21 protein-coding genes are annotated in these 17,887 nt (G+C 45.2%); 15 read left to right on the top strand and 6 right to left on the bottom strand.

Annotated features, from left to right (window positions below):
- Positions 1–34 precede the first annotated feature (34 nt).
- From ugpA to MAR181_RS15490, 6 genes are read left to right on the top strand one after another with little or no spacing between them, the layout of a single operon-like run.
- On the top strand, positions 35–910 hold the full coding sequence (gene ugpA, locus MAR181_RS15515) for a sn-glycerol-3-phosphate ABC transporter permease UgpA (RefSeq protein WP_013797548.1): 876 nt from the start codon (positions 35–37) through the stop codon (positions 908–910).
- Positions 910–1,758 carry a sn-glycerol-3-phosphate ABC transporter permease UgpE gene (gene ugpE / locus MAR181_RS15510; protein WP_013797547.1) on the top strand — a complete coding sequence of 283 codons (849 nt, stop codon included), beginning with the start codon at positions 910–912 and terminating at the stop codon, positions 1,756–1,758. The genes ugpA and ugpE overlap by 1 nt, the downstream gene beginning before the upstream one ends.
- 4 nt (positions 1,759–1,762) lie before the next feature.
- On the top strand, positions 1,763–2,827 hold the full coding sequence (gene ugpC, locus MAR181_RS15505; protein ID WP_013797546.1) for a sn-glycerol-3-phosphate ABC transporter ATP-binding protein UgpC: 1,065 nt from the start codon (positions 1,763–1,765) through the stop codon (positions 2,825–2,827).
- An 8-nt stretch (positions 2,828–2,835) separates the two neighbouring features.
- Positions 2,836–3,591 carry a glycerophosphoryl diester phosphodiesterase gene (locus MAR181_RS15500; protein ID WP_013797545.1) on the top strand — a complete coding sequence of 252 codons (756 nt, stop codon included), beginning with the start codon at positions 2,836–2,838 and terminating at the stop codon, positions 3,589–3,591.
- A gap of 1 nt (position 3,592) precedes the next feature.
- Positions 3,593–4,351: a DeoR/GlpR family DNA-binding transcription regulator gene (locus MAR181_RS15495; RefSeq protein WP_013797544.1), complete on the top strand. Its 759-nt coding sequence runs from the start codon at positions 3,593–3,595 to the stop codon at positions 4,349–4,351.
- 7 nt (positions 4,352–4,358) lie between these two features.
- Positions 4,359–5,162, top strand: coding sequence for an HAD-IIB family hydrolase (locus MAR181_RS15490; protein ID WP_013797543.1), 804 nt, complete (start codon positions 4,359–4,361; stop codon positions 5,160–5,162).
- A 4-nt stretch (positions 5,163–5,166) separates the two neighbouring features.
- Here the strand turns inward: MAR181_RS15490 and MAR181_RS15485 are convergent, their stop codons facing one another.
- Positions 5,167–5,949, bottom strand: a complete 783-nt coding sequence (locus MAR181_RS15485; RefSeq protein WP_013797542.1) for an IclR family transcriptional regulator — start codon at positions 5,947–5,949, stop codon at positions 5,167–5,169.
- Positions 5,950–6,082: 133 nt separating this feature from the next.
- On the opposite strand from MAR181_RS15485, the gene MAR181_RS15480 reads away from it, so the two are divergent.
- The 4 genes from MAR181_RS15480 (at position 6,083) to MAR181_RS15465 (ending at position 10,068) form a co-directional block, all read left to right on the top strand.
- Entirely contained in the window at positions 6,083–7,267 is a 1,185-nt protein-coding gene (locus MAR181_RS15480; protein WP_013797541.1) for a GAK system CofD-like protein, read from the top strand.
- 177 nt (positions 7,268–7,444) lie between these two features.
- Positions 7,445–8,458, top strand: coding sequence for a response regulator (locus tag MAR181_RS15475; RefSeq protein ID WP_013797540.1), 1,014 nt, complete (start codon positions 7,445–7,447; stop codon positions 8,456–8,458).
- Positions 8,455–8,922 (top strand): PAS domain-containing protein, encoded by a 468-nt coding sequence (locus MAR181_RS15470; RefSeq protein WP_013797539.1) that lies wholly within the window; start codon positions 8,455–8,457, stop codon positions 8,920–8,922. The genes MAR181_RS15475 and MAR181_RS15470 overlap by 4 nt, the downstream gene beginning before the upstream one ends.
- A 225-nt stretch (positions 8,923–9,147) precedes the next feature.
- The gene (locus MAR181_RS15465) at positions 9,148–10,068 is read left to right on the top strand and encodes a D-hexose-6-phosphate mutarotase (protein ID WP_013797538.1); all 921 of its coding nucleotides are present in this window, start codon (positions 9,148–9,150) and stop codon (positions 10,066–10,068) included.
- Between the two features lie 80 nt (positions 10,069–10,148).
- Here the strand turns inward: MAR181_RS15465 and MAR181_RS15460 are convergent, their stop codons facing one another.
- The gene (locus MAR181_RS15460) at positions 10,149–10,925 is read right to left on the bottom strand and encodes an exodeoxyribonuclease III (RefSeq protein WP_013797537.1); all 777 of its coding nucleotides are present in this window, start codon (positions 10,923–10,925) and stop codon (positions 10,149–10,151) included.
- A gap of 117 nt (positions 10,926–11,042) precedes the next feature.
- On the opposite strand from MAR181_RS15460, the gene pyrE reads away from it, so the two are divergent.
- A complete protein-coding gene (gene pyrE, locus MAR181_RS15455; RefSeq protein WP_013797536.1) occupies positions 11,043–11,690 on the top strand; it encodes an orotate phosphoribosyltransferase in 648 nt (215 codons plus the stop codon).
- A 31-nt stretch (positions 11,691–11,721) separates the two neighbouring features.
- On the opposite strand, the gene slmA is transcribed toward pyrE, so the two are convergent.
- The 4 genes from slmA to coaBC all read right to left on the bottom strand — a co-directional run bounded on the left by slmA (position 11,722) and on the right by coaBC (position 15,316).
- Positions 11,722–12,315, bottom strand: coding sequence for a nucleoid occlusion factor SlmA (gene slmA, locus MAR181_RS15450; protein WP_013797535.1), 594 nt, complete (start codon positions 12,313–12,315; stop codon positions 11,722–11,724).
- A gap of 54 nt (positions 12,316–12,369) precedes the next feature.
- A complete protein-coding gene (gene argB / locus MAR181_RS15445) occupies positions 12,370–13,281 on the bottom strand; it encodes an acetylglutamate kinase (RefSeq protein ID WP_013797534.1) in 912 nt (303 codons plus the stop codon).
- Positions 13,282–13,603: 322 nt separating this feature from the next.
- Positions 13,604–14,062 (bottom strand): dUTP diphosphatase, encoded by a 459-nt coding sequence (dut, locus tag MAR181_RS15440; protein ID WP_013797533.1) that lies wholly within the window; start codon positions 14,060–14,062, stop codon positions 13,604–13,606.
- Positions 14,063–14,071: 9 nt separating this feature from the next.
- Entirely contained in the window at positions 14,072–15,316 is a 1,245-nt protein-coding gene (gene coaBC / locus MAR181_RS15435) for a bifunctional phosphopantothenoylcysteine decarboxylase/phosphopantothenate--cysteine ligase CoaBC (RefSeq protein ID WP_013797532.1), read from the bottom strand.
- A gap of 94 nt (positions 15,317–15,410) precedes the next feature.
- Between coaBC and radC the strand changes: the two genes are divergently transcribed.
- The 4 genes from radC to rpmG all read left to right on the top strand — a co-directional run bounded on the left by radC (position 15,411) and on the right by rpmG (position 17,868).
- Positions 15,411–16,085: a RadC family protein gene (gene radC, locus MAR181_RS15430; protein ID WP_013797531.1), complete on the top strand. Its 675-nt coding sequence runs from the start codon at positions 15,411–15,413 to the stop codon at positions 16,083–16,085.
- Positions 16,086–16,189: 104 nt separating this feature from the next.
- A complete protein-coding gene (locus MAR181_RS15425) occupies positions 16,190–17,257 on the top strand; it encodes an alpha/beta hydrolase family protein (protein ID WP_013797530.1) in 1,068 nt (355 codons plus the stop codon).
- A gap of 192 nt (positions 17,258–17,449) precedes the next feature.
- Positions 17,450–17,686 (top strand): 50S ribosomal protein L28, encoded by a 237-nt coding sequence (gene rpmB / locus MAR181_RS15420; protein ID WP_013797529.1) that lies wholly within the window; start codon positions 17,450–17,452, stop codon positions 17,684–17,686.
- A gap of 11 nt (positions 17,687–17,697) precedes the next feature.
- The gene (gene rpmG, locus MAR181_RS15415) at positions 17,698–17,868 is read left to right on the top strand and encodes a 50S ribosomal protein L33 (RefSeq protein WP_011978459.1); all 171 of its coding nucleotides are present in this window, start codon (positions 17,698–17,700) and stop codon (positions 17,866–17,868) included.
- Positions 17,869–17,887: the final 19 nt, after the last annotated feature.

Below are 17,887 nucleotides of genomic sequence, written 5' to 3'. Positions count from 1 at the left end.
TTTGTGTTTCAACTTATGGCAAGGCGCGGTATTAATGTCTGTGTATTTTCCTCATAAAAAATTACCTTATCTGTTGGTCTTACCTCAGCTTGTTATCACTCTTATCTTTTTTTTGTGGCCGGCAGAGCAAGCGTTTGAACAAGCCTTCTATCAAGAAGACGCGTTTGGTTTAAGCCGAGAGTTTGTTGGCTTTGATAACTTTGTTTATCTGTTTAATGACCCGCAGTATTACAAGTCCATTTGGGTCACTTTGGTGTTCAGTTTCTCTGTTGCCTTTTCTGGTTTGGCTATTGCGCTTTGGCTGGCGGTGATGGCGGATCGAGTGATTCGCGGTAAATTAACCTATCAAACATTACTGGTTTGGCCCTATGCGGTCGCCCCAGCTTTGGCTGGTGTGCTTTGGTGGCTATTGTTTGATCCCAGTATGGGGCCGGTTGCCTTGTGGCTGCAGTACTTTGGTGTCGACTGGAATCATTTCTTGAATGGCGACCAAGCTATGACCCTGGTAGTGATTTCAGCGACTTGGAAGCAAATCAGTTACAACTTTTTGTTCTTTTTAGCTGGCTTACAAGCGGTACCTCGTTCTCTTATTGAAGCGGCATCGATTGATGGTGCCAGCCCATTTAAACGCTTCTGGACCATAGTGTTTCCTCTGTTGTCGCCGACTACCTTTTTCTTGTTGGTGGTCAATCTAGTGTATGCCTTTTTTGACACCTTTGGGGTGATCGATGCGACCACGCAAGGTGGTCCTGGCGTGAGCACAGCGACCATGGTGTATAAAGTCTTTAATGACGGTTTTATTGGCTTAGACTTGGGTAGCTCAGCGGCTCAATCTGTGGTGTTGATGTTTTTGGTTGGCATTATGACGGTGATTCAGTTCCGTTACATTGAACGTAAGGTGGAATACTAATGATAGAAAATCGTCCTTGGCTTACCTTCGTTAGTCATTTTTCCCTGTTGCTGGGAATAGGGGTTGTGGCCTTGCCTGTTTGGGTGGCGTTGGTGGCATCGACTCACCCTAGTTCATCCTTTGGGGCCGGTGAAATTCCATTGTGGTTTGGGGATCAAGCGGTGGAGAACTGGCGATCCGTATTTTTAGGAGAGGCCAGCTCTGGTGTGGATGTGCCTGTTTGGTACATGATGCTGAATTCTTTCATCATGGCTCTTGGTATCACTGTCGGTAAGTTATTCATTTCATTGCTATCGGCTTATGCCATTGTGTTTTTTCGTTTTCCTTTTCGGGGCGCGTGTTTTTGGGTGATTTTTATTACTCTGATGTTGCCAGTGGAAGTACGTATTGTGCCGACTTATGAGGTGGTGGCGAATCTCGACATGTTGAACAGTTACTCGGGTTTGATCTTGCCTTTGATTGCCAGTGCGACAGCGACATTCTTATTCCGACAATGTTTTATGACCATGCCGGGAGAGCTGATTGAGGCGGCACGAATGGATGGGGCAGGGCCGATTCGATTCTTTTTCGACATCTTGTTGCCCATGTCACGTACCAACATCGCCGCCTTGTTTGTCATTATGTTTATTTACGGTTGGAATCAATATTTATGGCCCGTGATCATCACCACAGACGATGCTTATTACACCTTAGTAATGAGTATTAAACGCATGTTGGCGGTGGATCAGGGGGATATTGAATGGAACCATGTCATGGTCACGACGCTTCTTGCCATGATTCCGCCGGTCGCCGTGGTGATCGGTATGCAGAAGTTATTTGTGAAGGGCTTAGTGGACGCGGAGAAATAAGAAAATGTCAGATGTAGTATTAAACAATATTGGTAAAACCTACCCCAATGGGTATCACGCGATTCCAAGTATCGATCTGACGATAGAAGAAGGTGAGTTCATTGTTTTGGTTGGTCCGTCAGGTTGTGGTAAGTCAACTTTGCTGAGAATGGTGGCGGGGCTTGAGACCATTTCGCAAGGCGATTTGATGATCAAAGGGGCAAAGGTCAATGACAAAGAGCCTGCGGATCGTGACATTGCCATGGTGTTCCAAAACTACGCACTTTATCCTCATATGACAGTGTATGCGAATATGGCCTATGGTCTGAAGAATCGCGGTGAGAGCAAAGAGGTCATAGCGAAAAAAGTCACCTCTGTGGCGAACATGTTGGGACTCGAAGAATTGTTAGAACGAAAACCAAAACAGTTATCCGGTGGTCAACGTCAGCGAGTCGCCATGGGGCGTGCCATGGTGCGGGACCCCAAGGTGTTTTTGTTTGATGAGCCGCTGTCGAATCTAGACGCTAAATTGCGAGTGCAGATGCGAGTCGAGATCCGTCAGTTGCAACGAAAATTGGGTACGACCACCTTATACGTGACGCATGATCAAGTCGAAGCCATGACGTTAGCAGATCGTTTAGTGGTGCTAAACAAAGGTAAGGCTGAACAAATTGGTTCGCCGATGGCGCTGTATAACAAGCCTGCTACGCCATTTGTGGCTGCGTTTATCGGGTCGCCTTCGATGAATCTGTTGCCAGCCAATTTAGATGAACAAGGCATTCGTCTATCAGATCAGTTGTCCTTACCTTTGGTTCATGAACATAGAGGTAGCATTATCTGGGGAGTTCGCCCTGAACATTTAGAGGTGGTGAGTGAGGAAAATGCCGATTTCGCTTTACGCATTCAAGCGGTAGAATCGTTAGGAGCTGAAACCCTCATACACGGCACGGTGGGTCTGGGTGTAAAGCAGGAGCCTATGGTGGTTCGTTTATCTGGCCCTCATTGGCCTGAAATCAATTCGTTATTGTGGTTAAAAGCGCCTATGGAACATTGGCATGTTTTTGATGCCGTAACGCAACAACGCTTGTGAGATGAGTAATGACAGCGGACACAGTTTTAGATACGAAAGTAATGGGGCATCGTGGTGCAGCCTTGCTAGCACCAGAGAACACCTTGTCATCGATTAAAGCCGCGGCTGAAGCCGGTGCAAGCTGGGTTGAAATTGATGTTTATCTGATCGCAGAGGGCGGTTTGGTGATCTTTCATGACGACACGCTAGAGCGTTGCACGAACGGCACAGGGGAAACCCGTCTATTGCTTCCTGCGGACGTCTCTAGACTTGATGCTGGAGGGTATTTTTCAGCGGCTTTTAACAATGAAAAAGTGCCCACTTTGTTAGAAGCTTTGGAATGTATCCAGTCATTGGGATTGGGTCTCAATTTGGAAATCAAACACGCTGATAAAGATGTAGAGAATATAGTGCCAGCTGTGATGGCCGTATTGCGCGATCATTGGCAGGATAATAATAAATTGATTATTTCTAGCTTTAATCATCAGGCGTTGCAACTGTGCTACGAGATTGCTGATGGGCGACATTTGGCTCAATTGTATGAAGCCATTCCTGATGACTGGCAAGCTCAACTACAGAGCATTGAAGCCTACAGTTTGAATTGTGACTATAGCGTTTTAACCAAAGAACAAGCGCAAGCCGTGAAAGCTGCAGGGTATAAGTTGCTTTGTTATACACCAAATGACCCTGATTTGGTGGCGTCTCATTGGGAATGGGGGATGGATGCAGTGATTACCGATGACCCGACTCAGTTTGCATTTTTAGTCGAAAATGAAAGGCTTTAATGTGGCATTAAGTGACCGACAGAATCAAATTTTAAATTGGGTTCAGCAAGAAGACGCCTTGTTAGTGGAAGACATGGTTGCTCGTTTTAATGTGTCTTCTCAAACCATTCGCAAAGACATTAATTTGCTGGCGGAGCGTCATTTGGTGCGCCGTACCCATGGTGGTGTGGCGCCTCTATCAAGTACCGAGAATTTGCCTTTTGATCATCGTCAGTTACTAAACGGTGAGTCAAAAGCCACGATTGCAGCTCGAGTCGCTGAGATTATTCCTGACGGTGCGTCGGTCTTTTTAGGCATAGGGACAACGGTTGAGTATGTGGCGAAAGCCTTGGTTTCTCATCAACACTTACAAGTGTTCACCAACAATCTTACCGTCGCCAGCATCTTTGGCAGATACCCTCATATTCGTGTTCGAGTGTTGGCGGGTAAGTTGAGGCACCGCCATTATGATTTAGTGGGTGAGGAAACCTTAATAGGCCTAAGGCAATATTATTTTGATTATGGCGTGTTGGGTTGTGGTGGATTAGATGAGGCGCAGGGGGTATTGGATTTTGATCCAGAAGAGGCCGCCGTCAGTCGTGTTTTAGTGGATCAGAGTCGACACAGTTTGCTGGTGGCTGATCGGCATAAATGGGGGCGAAAGGCCATGGCACGGGTGCATGATTTTTCGGCGATTGATCAAATTTTCACTGATGAATTATCCGAAAAGCAAAAGCAGTTACTCACCTTGCATGGCGTTCAAATACAACTTTGTTCATAAGGTGACTATGTCTATTTATGCTCTTTCTGAGTTGGCAATGCAGGATTGTCAGCGCTTACGGTTTATTTTAACGGACTTCGATGACACCTTAACCTGGCAAGGGCAATTGCCAGTAGAAACCTTGCAATCTTTAGCCGAACTAGCGGCTCATGGCATAAAAGTTATTCCAGTGACCGGCGGTTGTGCTGGTTGGTCGGATATGATTGCTAGGGCTTTGCCGGTTGAAGGGGTCATAACCGAGGGCGGAGCGTGTTTTATTGGTCGTGATGAACGACAACATCTGACTTATAGTTTTTGGCGTGAAGAATCTGAGATGCGCGCCGAGCAACAGCAAATTTTGTCGCAAGTTGAGGGTGTTTTAAGTGGGTTTCCAGACTTAAAGCTTGCGCGTGATCAGGCCTATCGTCTGACCGATGTGGCGATTGATTATGCTCAAGATGTTAATCCTCCAGCTATTGCTTCCAAAGAAGCCTGTTTGGAGGCGTTGTTAGCGCTAGGGCTAAACGCACGTGCTAGTTCGATTCACATTAATGTGTGTTCTGCTGGTTATGACAAATTCGCGATGGCGCAACGGGTGCTGAGTCAGGTGTATCAATTGAGCGAGCAACAGCAGCGTGAGCAAGTGTTGTATGTGGGGGATGCGCCTAATGACGAGAGTATGTTTGCGCGTTTTCCACTTAGTGTCGGGGTGGCCAATATTGCTCATCATTTAGCGCAAATGCAGCATCATCCTAGGTTTCAAACCAGTGAACCTGGAGGGCTAGGTTTTGCAGAGTTAGCTCAGGTGGTTTTGGCGTCTCGCTCAATTTAAGCGATTATCTATTGTCGGAGTATTCGCAATCGCCGAGGTGTTTTGAAATCACCTCGGCGGCCAATTTTACTGCACCTTTCATTTCTTCATAAATATCATCATGAGTGCGAAACGCTGGTGCGGTGACACTGATGGCGGCCACTACCTCATGCCGTGAATTAAAAATGGGCGCTGCAGCACACTTGATTCCTATTTCGTGCTCTTCAAGGTCCAGTGAAATACCAGTGTCTTTTATTTGCTGTAAATTGTCTTGCAGTGCTTTCGGTGTGGTGAGTGTATGCTCAGTATGACGAATAAAGGCTTGTTCGCAGATGACCTGTTGTTGTTTTTTGGGTGGTAAAAACGCCAACATCGCTTTGCCAACACCGGTGCAATAAACAGGGCCTTTTTTGCCAACAGCGGAATATAGCCTCAAGCTTTTAGGGCTTTCTAGTTTGTCGATGTAGATCACCTCAGCGCCATCTAAAACGGCTAGGTGAATGGTTTCTTGGGTGCTAGACCATAAATCACGCATGGGTGAGGCGGCCACATCTCGAATGTCTAAGTTGGCCCAAGTTCGGTGCGCTAAAGCCAATAATCCATAACCTGGGTAATAAGCTTGTTTGTGCTCATCAAAGCGTACTAGGCCATGTTCTAACAAGGTATTAAGTTGACGGTGAGCGGTGGCTTTAGGCAATTCAGACAGGTCAACCAGTTCAGCAAAGCGCAATGGTACAGGAGAGGTACATACATGATTTAGCATGTTGAGTGCTTTGCTAAGAGAAGAACCAGCGGTTTTTTTTTCCATGATCTTTCCTGTCTGTAAAACATGTTATGGTTAGAATGCGTTTTATCTTAACATTGTCAGTTAAGAGAATATATTTTAAAACGCTTTTTCGTTTTCTGTAGGATCAAGAGTCAATATAGACGGAGTGGTTAATATGGCGAATGCTTTACGTATCTGGCGACGCATGGTAATGCCAGATCTTGTTCGTGTGCATCGTTATCAGAGTTTGCCTGAGCAAGGGCCAAAGGTGCTGTTTTTTAGTGGTGGCTCAGCACTAAATAAAATCAGTCGTGTGTTTAAAGAATATACCCATCATTCCATACATTTGGTGACTCCGTTTGATTCTGGTGGTAGTTCCGCTAGGTTACGAGCCGCATTTGATATTCCTGCCGTGGGCGATTTGCGAAGTCGCTTAATGGCGCTGGCGGATGAAACTGTTTTGGGCCAGCCTGAAGTGTACGCTTTGTTCACTCATCGTTTAAGCAGTACAGAATCCATGTCTGAACTAAGTGCGCAATTGGATGCTTTGGTTAAAGGTGAGCACGAGTTAATCACCAATATACCGAACCCGATGAAGGCCTTGATTCAAACCCAGTTGGCGGTGACCCAGACTGAAATAGATGAAGGGTTTGATTTACGCGGAGCAAGCATTGGCAATCTGATTATGGCGGGAGGCTTTTTAAATAACCAGCACCAGCTTGACCCGATCGTGTTCTTGTTTTCTCGTCTGATCAAGGCGCTTGGAGAAGTAAAAACCACACTGGATGCGGATCTGCATTTGGGTGTTGAGCTGGAAAATGGCGATGTGGTATTAGGACAACATAATATTACAGGCAAAGAAACTTCAGCGCTTGCCAGTCCGATTAAACGCATGTGGCTCAATAAGGGGTTAACCCAACCACAACCAACTAACCGTCCGATTGCTGACGATCGAAAAGACGCTATCGAAACGGCGGACTTGATTTGTTACCCACCAGGCAGCTTTTACAGTAGCTTGTTGGCCAATTTGGCGCCGCAGGGTGTGGGGCAAGCCATTTGTCAAAATCCTAATCCAAAGGTCTATGTGCCGAATTTAGGAACGGACCCAGAACAGTTAGGTTTATCTTTAACGGAACGAGTCGAGCGCTTAATCGCTGCCATCATAAAAGATGTGCCTGAGCATGCGAATTATTCAGCATTGGATTACATATTGCTTGATGATCGTTATAATTATGGTGAATTGGATTTTGATAAACTGACCCGGCTCAATGTGGCGGTGATTAAAACGCCTCTGATCACTCATAAACCTGAAAAGTACGATGAAAGACTGGTGGCTAAGGCCTTGTTGTCTCTTGTATAACAGCGATTTTTGAGAACTTGTGCTACTTTATAGTAGGAATGCTTTAAATATGAACAAGCATAGAATATACGTTGGTTGGAGTGGGATAAAAAAAATTACGAGACGTAACACTTTTGTGTTTCTCGAAACATCACCTTAGCTGTCATAGTAGCGGTACTAGATAATAAGAGAACTGTCATGGGTACAAGAGTACTGATATGTGATGATTCAAAAATGGCAAGGAAGCAATTGGCAAAGGTTTTGCCAAATGACTGGAATGTCGAAATTGAATTTGCTGAGAATGGTCAAGATGCGCTGGAGCAAATAGCAGCGAATGCGTTTGATGTCTTATTCTTAGATCTGAATATGCCAATAAAAGATGGCTATGAAACCCTTGAAGCCCTTCAAGGTTTCTCTCAAGCACCTGTTGTAATTGTGGTGTCTGGTGACGTACAGCCCAAAGCCATTGAGCGTGTGAAAGCAATGGGTGCGGCGGCGTTCCATAAAAAACCAGCGGCGACAGAGGACATCCGTACATTGTTGTTGGAGCTAGGGGTATTCTCGCCAAATGCTCAAGCGAGTGTGACGCCTAATGATGTGGCTACTGCGGCGGAAAGCTTTACGTTGCAAGAAACCTTGCAAGAAGTCTCTAATATTGCCATGGGGCGTGCTGCGAGTGTGTTGGCGGAAATGCTCAATGTCTTTATTAAGTTGCCGGTACCGAGAGTCAACATCCTAGAAGTGGGCGAGCTGCAAATGGCACTGGAGTACAGTGTTAAAGAGGATAGCTGTTCCGCGGTGTCCCAAGGGTTCGTGGGATCCGGTATTGCCTTTGAGGCTTTGCTGATTTTTAACGACTCCAGTTTTCCAGACATGGCGACCTTGTTGGGGATGACGGATGTGAGTTCTCGAGAACATGAAACAGAACTCTTAATGGATGTGTCCTCTGTGCTCGTAGGGCCTTTTATGACCGCGGTTGGTAAGCAATTGAATATTGATTTCAGCCATGGTCATCCAACGTTACTTGGTCAGCATGTCAAAATCGCGGATTTAATTAATGTGAAAAAAGCTTCTTGGAAACGCACATTAGCGGTCGAAATTGTTTATGAAGTGGAGAATTACCAGATCAATTGTGATTTGATGTTATTGTTCACAGAAGATTCGGTACCGACATTAGAGCACTTGTTGTCATTTCTGGCGGAGGACGAATGAGTATGCAATCTGATGGCTTAGCCGATTTTCATTGGATGTTTGACCTATTGCACCACATTGATGTGGGGCTGGTGGTGTTGGATCGACAATATAAAGTGCAGTTGTGGAACAGCTTTATGGAGAATCACAGTGGTGTGAGCTCTTCAATTGCTAAGCAGCAGTCTTTATTCAGTGTATTTCCTGACCTTGATCAAAACTGGTTGCAGCAAAAATTGGACAATGTGTTTAGCTTGAAAACACCCATCTACATTTCTTGGGAACAGCGATCTCATTTGTTCAAGTTTACATGCTATCGACCACTCACCAGTATTGCCGATTACATGTATCAAAACATCGCAATACGTCCTATTTCTGGTCCTGATGGCTCCATTAATCAAGTGTGTTTGGTGGTGTATGATGTCACTGATGTGGCAACCAACAAGATGGCCTTTGATGCCATTCGCCAAGGCACAACAAAAACCTAATGAAAAAAGCCACCTCAGGGTGGCTTTTTTATGCTTGTAAATCAGACCCTTTCGGACACTTATTCTTCTTGTGTTTTATGGCCTAAAAGACCTTTTAGGTTGAGCATTATTTCATTCCTTTTGGGAGAATTTTTGCCTTCGAATTTTCGGTATAAACACAAACTATTGTAATCGTCATTTGTGGGGTTACTATGTGCGTATGAGAAATAGTAACTGGGGTGATAAATGAATGGCCAACTGATGAAAGAGTTGGAAGAGCTGGGGGGGGAAATACGCCCCGCAAGCTTAAAAAAATGTGATGAAATTATCATAGATCAACCTGGCTTTAGCGCCGTCATTGCTCTATGGGGTGGGCATCTGGTGAGCTTTACACCGTCTGGTCAACCTGATCTCCTTTTTCAATCGGAGAACAAAGGTGGTGAAGGCCGTTTTGGGCGTCGCCATTTTGGTGTGCCTGTATGCTGGCCTTGGTTTGGTGCCAATGAAGAGCAAGAAGATTTTCCCGCACACGGATTGGCACGTTATTTTCGTTGGGAGTTTATTGAAGCTGGGCGCTTTAAAAATGGCGATGTGAAAATTGTGATTCGTCTAGCCTCGGAAGACCATCCGTTGATTGAAGAAATGTGGCCTTATGCCTTTGAATTGCGGCAAGTGTTTCGTTTCTCCAGCAAGGGTTTTCGCATTAATTTTACCGCTGCGAATCTATCCGATAAGCCAATGCCAGTGAGTGAAGCCTTACATACTTATTTCCATGTGGCTGATAATAAAACCGCGCAAGTACATGGCTTGGATCAAGTTACGTATGTTGATAAATTTGATGAAGGTCGTGAATATCAGCAGCAAGGCGTAGTGACACCTTGCAATCATATGGATCGAGTGTATGTGTCATCGCCAGAAGAATGTGAGATTCATGACCCTGATATGCAGCGTCGCTTGATTATTCAAACGGAAGGCAGTGGCAGTACAGTATTGTGGAATCCGGGTGGCAAGTTGGCAAAGAAACGTGCCGATATGGACAAAGAGGATTATTGTCGCTTTGTTTGTGTTGAAGCCGGTAATGCCTTGTCAGACGCTTATGTGATTGCGCCAGGTGAGATTCACCAATTGAAGCTAAAGGTGAAGCATAAGCCGCTAATGGAAGACTAGGTTTTCTCTCGGCTATTATCATTAAAAAAACCGCTGGATGTCAGATGCATTCAGCGGTTTTTTTGTGACCACTTAAACATTTAGTCTAAGTTGTATTCCATAATCAATGGCGCATGGTCAGAGAAACGCTGACCTTTGTAGATTGTGCCACCTTGGATCAAGTTTTTCAGGCCTGGTGTGGCGATTTGATAATCCAAACGACCACCTTCGTCCAATTTCCAAGCGCGCTCGTAGTCAGGCCACCAAGTGTATTGTTTATCTTGCTTATTTACCTGACGGAAAGCATCGATGTATTCCAGCTCGTTGAAGATTTCATTAATCCATTTGCGCTCTTCTGGTAAGAAACCAGAATTTCGCTGATTCACAAACCAGCTACTGACGTCGATCGGAGAGCGAGCCACATTCGCGGTGCCGCAAAAAATAAATTCGCGGCGCTTACGGCGGGTTTTAATCAAATGGTTCTTAAAGCCTTCCATAAAGCGATATTTATGCTCTTGTAGGGTTTCTTCATGATTCGATCCATGTGGTGTTAAAAAAGCACCAATACTGACCTTGTCAAAATCCGCTTGAATGAAGCGACCTTCAAAGTCACATTCAGGGAAACCCATGCCAGTCATAATGGCCTTTGGCATGCTCTTACAATAGATGGCAACGCCCGCTTGATCAGGGTTTTCCATCGAATCAAAGAAATACGTGTTGTATTCAGGTGGAAAGAAAACGCTGTCATTTAGGCTGCGTTCATCGACCTGTATGTCTTGTAGACACACAACATCTGGGTTCTGACGAACCATCCATTCAAAAAAGCCGCGATCGGCTGCTTGTTTTATACCGTTTACATTAAGGCTGATGACCTTCATTTCTGGTCCCTACAATTCCTAGCCGTGTGTTATATTAGCGCCTATCCTAAGTTAGCATGGCTTTTTATACCATCTCGGTGACGCTGTGTTGTGAATTTTTATCTTTCTGGAGTCGGTATGAAACCTTACCAAAGAGACTTTATTAAATTCGCTATTGAGCAAAACGTTTTGCGCTTTGGCGAATTTACACTTAAATCAGGCCGTGTAAGCCCTTACTTTTTTAATGCAGGCTTATTTAGTTCAGGCCAAGCATTAGCAAAGTTAGGTCGTTTCTACGCGGCCTCTCTCATGGAAGCAAATGTTCCATTTGATGTTCTATTTGGCCCTGCTTACAAGGGCATTCCATTGGCAACCACTACCGCCGTTGCCTTATACGATCATCATGATCTAGATACACCATACGTATTCAACCGCAAAGAAGCAAAAACTCACGGTGAAGGTGGCTCTTTAGTCGGTGCCGCTCTTGCTGGTCGCGTCATGATCATTGATGACGTAATTACCGCAGGAACGGCCATCCGCGAAGTCATGGCCATCATTCAACAAGCGAACGCATTGCCTGCTGGTGTGCTTATCGCACTGGATCGTCAAGAACGAGGCCAGGGCGAATTATCTGCTATTCAAGAAGTTGAGCGTGACTTCGGTATGCCTGTCATCAGCATAGTGTCACTCAACGACATCATGACCTATCTGGCTGAGCAAGACTCACCTGAATTTGCCCAGCATTTGGATGCGGTAAAAGCTTACCGAGACCAATACGGTATCTAATGGCTGCGCTAAGGCTCGGCATGGCTGAGTCTTAGCGGTTCTGCATCAAGTTTTGTGCCAATATAGGCCACTGTTCCTTCCAAGCTTCCATCGGCTTAGTTTTGAACTCACTGCGAACATAATGACGAACTTTGCCTTCGATCACCGCCAGCAAAAAATCCGCCGTTGGTGCCACGCCCATTTTAGATCGCAAACCTTGTTTTAAATCCGCTTCTCGAATGACTTGTTTCAGCTGTGTTTCGATGCGATCAAATAGCTGTGCAATACGCACTCTTAGGCGTTCCGTCTCACCTGACAAAGCGTCCGCTGTGAGCAATCGACACATGCCTGGGTTTTGTTGAGCAAATCCGAGGATCAGCGTCATCATCATTTCAATACGAGATACAACGTCAGTTTCTTCTTGAATAATACGATTGATACGAGAAAAAAGGGATTCTTCAATGAACTCGATCAAGCCTTCAAACATCTTCGCCTTACTTGGAAAATGGCGATACAGAGCGGCCTCTGAAACGCCAACTTGTTTGGCAAGTGCAGCCGTTGTGATGCGAGCACCTGGGCTGCTTTCTAGCATTTGTGCTAACGCTTGCAAGATTTGAGTGCGGCGATCGATTTTTTTATTGCTCATGGTCTCGTACCCAGTAATAACCTATTGTCCAAGTATCTTTAATATCGCGAGTGCTTATTGAACACCCGCTTTGGTATTGGAGATTAATGTGCCAACACCTGTGTCAGTAAAGATTTCCAATAATGTAGCATGAGGCACTCGGCCATCAATAATGTGCGCACTGGTCACACCTGCATTCACGGCCGATAAAGCGCAACTGATTTTTGGTAGCATACCACCATAAATGGTGCCATCAGCAATCAGGGCATCGACTTGCGCTGTGCTTAACCCAGTTAAGACATTACCTTGTTTATCCTGAACACCTGAGATGTTCGTCAGCAACATCAGTTTTTCCGCCCCTACGGCTTCCGCCACCTTGCCGGCCACTAAGTCCGCATTGATGTTGTAGGCATGACCTTCTTCGTCTACCCCAATAGGGGCAATGACAGGGATCAAATCACTGCTTTCAAACCATTTAAGGAACTCGGTATCGACACTGGCGACTTCGCCAACATGACCAATGTCCACTTGTTCTGGTGCAGTTGCGCCTTCTACCTGTTGCTTTACAAAAAGTTTTTTCGCTTTGATGAAGCGGCTGTCTTTGCCTGTGATACCAATGGCTTTACCACCGGCCTCACAAATTAGGTTAACGATCTCTTTGTTGACCTGACCGCCAAGAATCATTTCTACTACATCCATGGTGGCCGTGTCGGTCACCCGCATGCCATTAATGAATTTAGATTCAATGTTTAGTTTCGCCAGCATGTCACCAATTTGTGGACCACCACCGTGTACCACAATGGGGTTGATGCCGATGGCTTTCATTAAAACGATGTCTCGAGCAAATCCAGCCTGTAGTGTTTCATCTGTCATGGCGTTACCGCCGTATTTAATGACCAATGTTTTACCAGCAAAGCGTTGAATATAAGGTAGAGATTCACTCAAGACCTTAGCAACATCTAAAGCAGATTCGCGAGAAAAAGCCACGTTTTAATTACTCCTGTTACGCTAAACGAAAAAGTTGCCTGTCATCATGTTCAATGCACGGAAAGAGACATAGACATCAAGTATTAAAATATTAGGCCGCCATGGTAAAACGATGACATACAAGGCGGATAACGAGTGTAAGCAACCACTTAGGGTTGAAATAATAACGTGAACTTAGCGGATTAACTACCGAAAAGTGTATGAAAATTACCAACTACTGACTTATGAAAGTAAATTTCGATGAGTCATCGAGAAATAGTTGAATTAATGCGATTATGTGAGGAAAAAGGGTGAGTAAAACTCACCCTTTGGATGCGGTTTGTTATTTTGTGCCTGTGTGGCCAAAGCCACCTGCGCCGCGTTCGGTTTCTTCAAATTCGGTGACGATGTCAAAATCTGCTTGTACAACAGGCAGTAGCACTAATTGGGCCACTCGCTCACCCGGTTCAATAGTGAAGCTTGTGTTGCCACGGTTCCAACAAGACACCATTAGCTCGCCTTGGTAGTCTGAATCGATTAAGCCAACTAGATTGCCTAATACTATGCCGTGTTTATGACCTAAACCTGAACGAGGTAAAATTGTGGCTGCTAGATTTGGATCCTGAATGTAAATGGACAGGCCCGTTGGTAATAGAGTAGTTTCGCCTGGCGCCAGTTCAATGGCCTTGTCTAAACAGGCTCTTAAATCCAATCCCGCTGAGCCTTCGGTAGCATAGGTTGGTAGCGGGATTTCGTTGCCAATTTTGTCGCTGAGGATTTTTAATTGAATGGCTTGTTTCATGAGGTTCTCTTACTTAGATAAAGTGGATTTGAAGTGAGTATGGATATGTTCAACTAGCTGGATGGCCAGCTGGTTTTTCGTTGCAAGCTCGGAAGACCAAGTTTGCTCCTTGGTGAGCACTGTTACTTGGTTTTGATCTTGATTAAAGCCAATGTCCGTTCTAGAGACATCGTTGGCGATGATCATGTCTAATCCTTTGCGTGCCAGTTTGTCTTTTGCATAGTGTATGACATCTTGAGTTTCAGCAGCAAAGCCGACGATATATTTTGCGCCTTTTTGGCTCGCCAGGGTGGCAATAATGTCTGGATTTTTGACTAAAGTGAGCTGCATTTCATCCGCATTAGACTGCTTTTTCATCTTCTGATGATTAATGGCCTTCATTTTAAAGTCGGCAACGGCAGCGGCCCCAATAAAGACATCGGCTTGGTTGGTCATGGCTTGTTGGCAAGCGGCGAGCATGTCGTCGGCGCTTTTGATCGTGATCAGGTTAACGCCGTTTGGTGCTGGAAGGTTAACTGGGCCTGAAATCAGCGTCACATTGGCTCCGCGTAGTTGTGCGGCTTGAGCCAGTGCGAAGCCCATTTTGCCTGAACTGTGATTGCTGATGTAACGAACAGGGTCAATGGCTTCCATGGTTGGTCCTGCGGTAATGACCCAATCTTGTCCTGTGAGGTCTTTTGTACCATTAACTTGATCCGCAACCTTATGATGAAAGTATTGTTCAACATAAGCGAAAATATCAGAGGGTTCGCTCATGCGGCCTGGGCCTACATCGCCACAGGCTTGCGCGCCATCGGCTGGTCCCACAGAAAAAACACCACGATCTGCGAGAGTATTGGCATTGGCTTGTGTGGCTGGGTGTCGCCACATGGCTTGGTTCATTGCTGGCGCTAGTAAAACAGGGGATTCTGTGGCCAAGCATAGGGTGCTTAGAAGATCGTTGGCCATGCCTTGTGCGTAGCGTGCCATAAAATCAGCAGAGGCGGGAGCAACGACAATCAGATCGGCCCACTTAGCGAGCTCAATATGCCCCATACCGGCTTCGGCACTTGGGTCCAACAGCGTGCTGCGAACAGGATTGCCAGATATGGCTTGTAGTGTCATGTCAGTGACAAAGGCTTTGGCACCATCAGTTAAGACAACTTGCACTTCAGCGCCGGCCTTAGTGAATAAGCGAATTAACTCAATGCTTTTATAGGCGGCAATGCCACCTGTGATGCCTAATAGAATGCGTTTTGCCGCTAGGTTTGACATAAAAAACTTCTCAAGTCGTTCAGTGATCTATATGGTTAGTTGTGTTGGCAGGAAGCCGAATACAACAAGATTATCATGGATCAAGGAGTAGATCATGAGTATTAAACACTGGCCAGAACAAGAACGCCCCCGTGAAAAATTAATTCATCAAGGCTCTGCTGCCTTGTCGGATGCTGAGTTATTGGCGATTTTTCTTCGTACAGGCTCTCATGGCTTGAGTGCTGTGGCGTTGGCAAGACAATTGTTACAGCATTTTGGTGGCTTACGTACCTTAATGTCGGCCAGTCGAGAGGAATTTTGTCAGGGATTTGGTTTGGGGGATGCCAAATATACTCAGCTTCAGGCTGTATTGGAAATGTCTCGCCGCTATCTTCAGGAGCAACTCGTCAGAGAAACGGTCTTTACGAACGTCGACAATGTAAAAGCCTATCTATTAAGTCAACTAAGACATTCATCCAGAGAGCGCTTTGTGGTGCTTTTTTTGGACAGCCAGCATCGACTTATCCGCTATCAAGAACTGTTTCAAGGAACCATTGATAGTGCTGCAGTTTACCCTAGAGAAGTTGTGAAAGCGGCTCTTACTAATGATGCTGCTGCCATTATCATTGCTCATAATCACCCTTCAGGAATATGTGAACCTAGCCAGGCAGATATTTCTATTACTGATCGTATAAAGAGGGCGTTGGAACTGATTGATGTGAGGTTGTTAGATCACTTTATTGTTGGTGAAGGCCAACCTTTGTCTTTGGCCGAACGAGGATATGTATGAGTCCTGCAAGACGATTGAGTACGTCCTAAAACAGGATATAGGACGAACGACGAGACTTTTCTTCTTATCGTCACATTATCTTTTAACGTACTAGAGGTAATGTGATGATTCGAATATTGATAGGCTTTTGTGTTTTTTGTTCAACAACGTTATTCAGTTTGGCTCAGGCCGCTGATGACGTTCGTGTCGGAATGCAAAGCTTGAGTGTTTTTTCTGAACTAAGAAAGGAGAAGGTTGCCTTCAAGGTTTGGTATCCAACGCTGAGTACCGAGAAGCCGACGGTGCTTACTCGCAGCCGAATTTTTAAGGAAGTTCCAGTTGTTCTAGAAGCAAACGTTTCATCCGGTCGCTATCCTTTGGTTGTTATGTCTCATGGGTCTGGTGCTAACAACGATACGTTAGCTTGGCTTGCGACTGAGTTGGTAAAAGTGGGTTTTATTGTTGCTGCGCCCAATCACCCGGGGACCACATCGGGAGACTCAACTCCGGTAGACACGCCTAAGTTGTGGCAACGTACTGATGATCTTTCCTTGTTGGTGAGTTATATGCTTGATGTATGGGATGGTCGTGAGCATGTCGATTCTCAACGCGTTGGGGCATTAGGGTTTTCGCTGGGCGGAGCGGCCGTTATGTCTTTGGTCGGAGCGCGTGCGAATCTGGAAAGCTACGCTGTCTATTGTGAGACCTTTCCTAGTATGGCGGATTGCCATTGGTTTCGTTCCGGGGTCGGTTATGTTGATGGCAAACAGGTCGTGATGGCTCCTTTTGATCTCAGAATGACTGATAAGCGTAAATTTGAGCGGTTAAATCTAGATCACCGTATTAAATCTGCTGTATTGGTTGATCCTGCTGTCGCGCAAGCTTTTGACTCTCACAGCCTGCGTGCCATTTCTATTCCTATGCATTTTATTAATCTTGGTAGCAAAGCAAGTGTTCCTATTTCTGTCGCTTCCAGTGTTTTGTCCGAAACTGTAATGAATGGACGAATAGATTATGTTGCTAAGGCGACTCATTTCAGCTTCTTGCCTGAGTGTAAAATTGGAGCGAAAGCTTTCCTAGAGAGTGTGGGTGAAAGGGATCCTTTATGTGATGAAGTGGGAAACAGAACGAGAAAAGCCATACATGATGAGCTGGTGTCGCTTATTCTCACTACTTTTCATAATACTTTGTAAGGGGTGACAGAAAAAATGGTTTGGAAATTGATCATTTTTTGACAAATGATTTGATTGAAACGCGGTGCTGTGAGAGAATTCGCGCCGCTATTCCTCGGTACGGGATATTTTTGGTTCATTCGGAACCATGCTCCGCCTGAGGAAGTGAAGCACACTTCCAATAATTTTCTGGATAGCAAAAGGTATTTAATTATGTCTCGCGTATGTCAAGTTACTGGGAAGCGTCCTGTTACAGGTAACAACGTTTCTCACTCAAAGCGTCGTACTAAACGTCGTTTTCTTCCAAACCTTCACTGGCACCGTTTTTGGGTCGAAGGCGAAAACCGTTACATCCGTTTACGTGTCTCTTCTAAAGGTATGCGTATTATTGATAAAAAAGGTATCGAAACAGTTCTTGCTGAAATTCGTGCCAACGGCGAAAAAGTATAAGGATCTGAATCATGGCTTCTAAAGGCGCTCGCGATCTAATTCGCATGGTATCTTCCGCTGGTACTGGTCACTTTTACACAACTGACAAGAACAAGCGTAATACTCCAGACAAACTAGAAATGAAAAAGTTTGATCCTGTAGTACGTAAGCACGTAATGTACAAAGAAGCGAAAATTAAATAATTTTTGGCTTTTTCAAAAA

This window comes from Marinomonas posidonica IVIA-Po-181 (assembly GCF_000214215.1).
Taxonomy (GTDB): Bacteria; Pseudomonadota; Gammaproteobacteria; order Pseudomonadales; family Marinomonadaceae; genus Marinomonas; species Marinomonas posidonica.
Note: the sequence above shows the minus strand (reverse complement) of the source record. Positions and strands in the feature narration are given on the sequence as shown.

What these genes read in the sequence shown, in the direction of transcription:
- ugpA (WP_013797548.1), top strand. Translation starts at nt 35, where the DNA reads ATGTCTGTGTATTTTCCTCATAAAAAATTACCTTATCTGTTGGTCTTA.
- ugpE (WP_013797547.1), top strand. Translation starts at nt 910, where the DNA reads ATGATAGAAAATCGTCCTTGGCTTACCTTCGTTAGTCATTTTTCCCTG.
- ugpC (WP_013797546.1), top strand. Translation starts at nt 1,763, where the DNA reads ATGTCAGATGTAGTATTAAACAATATTGGTAAAACCTACCCCAATGGG.
- MAR181_RS15500 (WP_013797545.1), top strand. Translation starts at nt 2,836, where the DNA reads ATGACAGCGGACACAGTTTTAGATACGAAAGTAATGGGGCATCGTGGT.
- MAR181_RS15490 (WP_013797543.1), top strand. Translation starts at nt 4,359, where the DNA reads ATGTCTATTTATGCTCTTTCTGAGTTGGCAATGCAGGATTGTCAGCGC.
- MAR181_RS15485 (WP_013797542.1), bottom strand. Translation starts at nt 5,949, where the DNA reads ATGGAAAAAAAAACCGCTGGTTCTTCTCTTAGCAAAGCACTCAACATG.
- MAR181_RS15480 (WP_013797541.1), top strand. Translation starts at nt 6,083, where the DNA reads ATGGCGAATGCTTTACGTATCTGGCGACGCATGGTAATGCCAGATCTT.
- MAR181_RS15475 (WP_013797540.1), top strand. Translation starts at nt 7,445, where the DNA reads ATGGGTACAAGAGTACTGATATGTGATGATTCAAAAATGGCAAGGAAG.
- MAR181_RS15470 (WP_013797539.1), top strand. Translation starts at nt 8,455, where the DNA reads ATGAGTATGCAATCTGATGGCTTAGCCGATTTTCATTGGATGTTTGAC.
- MAR181_RS15465 (WP_013797538.1), top strand. Translation starts at nt 9,148, where the DNA reads ATGAATGGCCAACTGATGAAAGAGTTGGAAGAGCTGGGGGGGGAAATA.
- MAR181_RS15460 (WP_013797537.1), bottom strand. Translation starts at nt 10,925, where the DNA reads ATGAAGGTCATCAGCCTTAATGTAAACGGTATAAAACAAGCAGCCGAT.
- pyrE (WP_013797536.1), top strand. Translation starts at nt 11,043, where the DNA reads ATGAAACCTTACCAAAGAGACTTTATTAAATTCGCTATTGAGCAAAAC.
- slmA (WP_013797535.1), bottom strand. Translation starts at nt 12,315, where the DNA reads ATGAGCAATAAAAAAATCGATCGCCGCACTCAAATCTTGCAAGCGTTA.
- dut (WP_013797533.1), bottom strand. Translation starts at nt 14,062, where the DNA reads ATGAAACAAGCCATTCAATTAAAAATCCTCAGCGACAAAATTGGCAAC.
- coaBC (WP_013797532.1), bottom strand. Translation starts at nt 15,316, where the DNA reads ATGTCAAACCTAGCGGCAAAACGCATTCTATTAGGCATCACAGGTGGC.
- radC (WP_013797531.1), top strand. Translation starts at nt 15,411, where the DNA reads ATGAGTATTAAACACTGGCCAGAACAAGAACGCCCCCGTGAAAAATTA.
- MAR181_RS15425 (WP_013797530.1), top strand. Translation starts at nt 16,190, where the DNA reads ATGATTCGAATATTGATAGGCTTTTGTGTTTTTTGTTCAACAACGTTA.
- rpmB (WP_013797529.1), top strand. Translation starts at nt 17,450, where the DNA reads ATGTCTCGCGTATGTCAAGTTACTGGGAAGCGTCCTGTTACAGGTAAC.
- rpmG (WP_011978459.1), top strand. Translation starts at nt 17,698, where the DNA reads ATGGCTTCTAAAGGCGCTCGCGATCTAATTCGCATGGTATCTTCCGCT.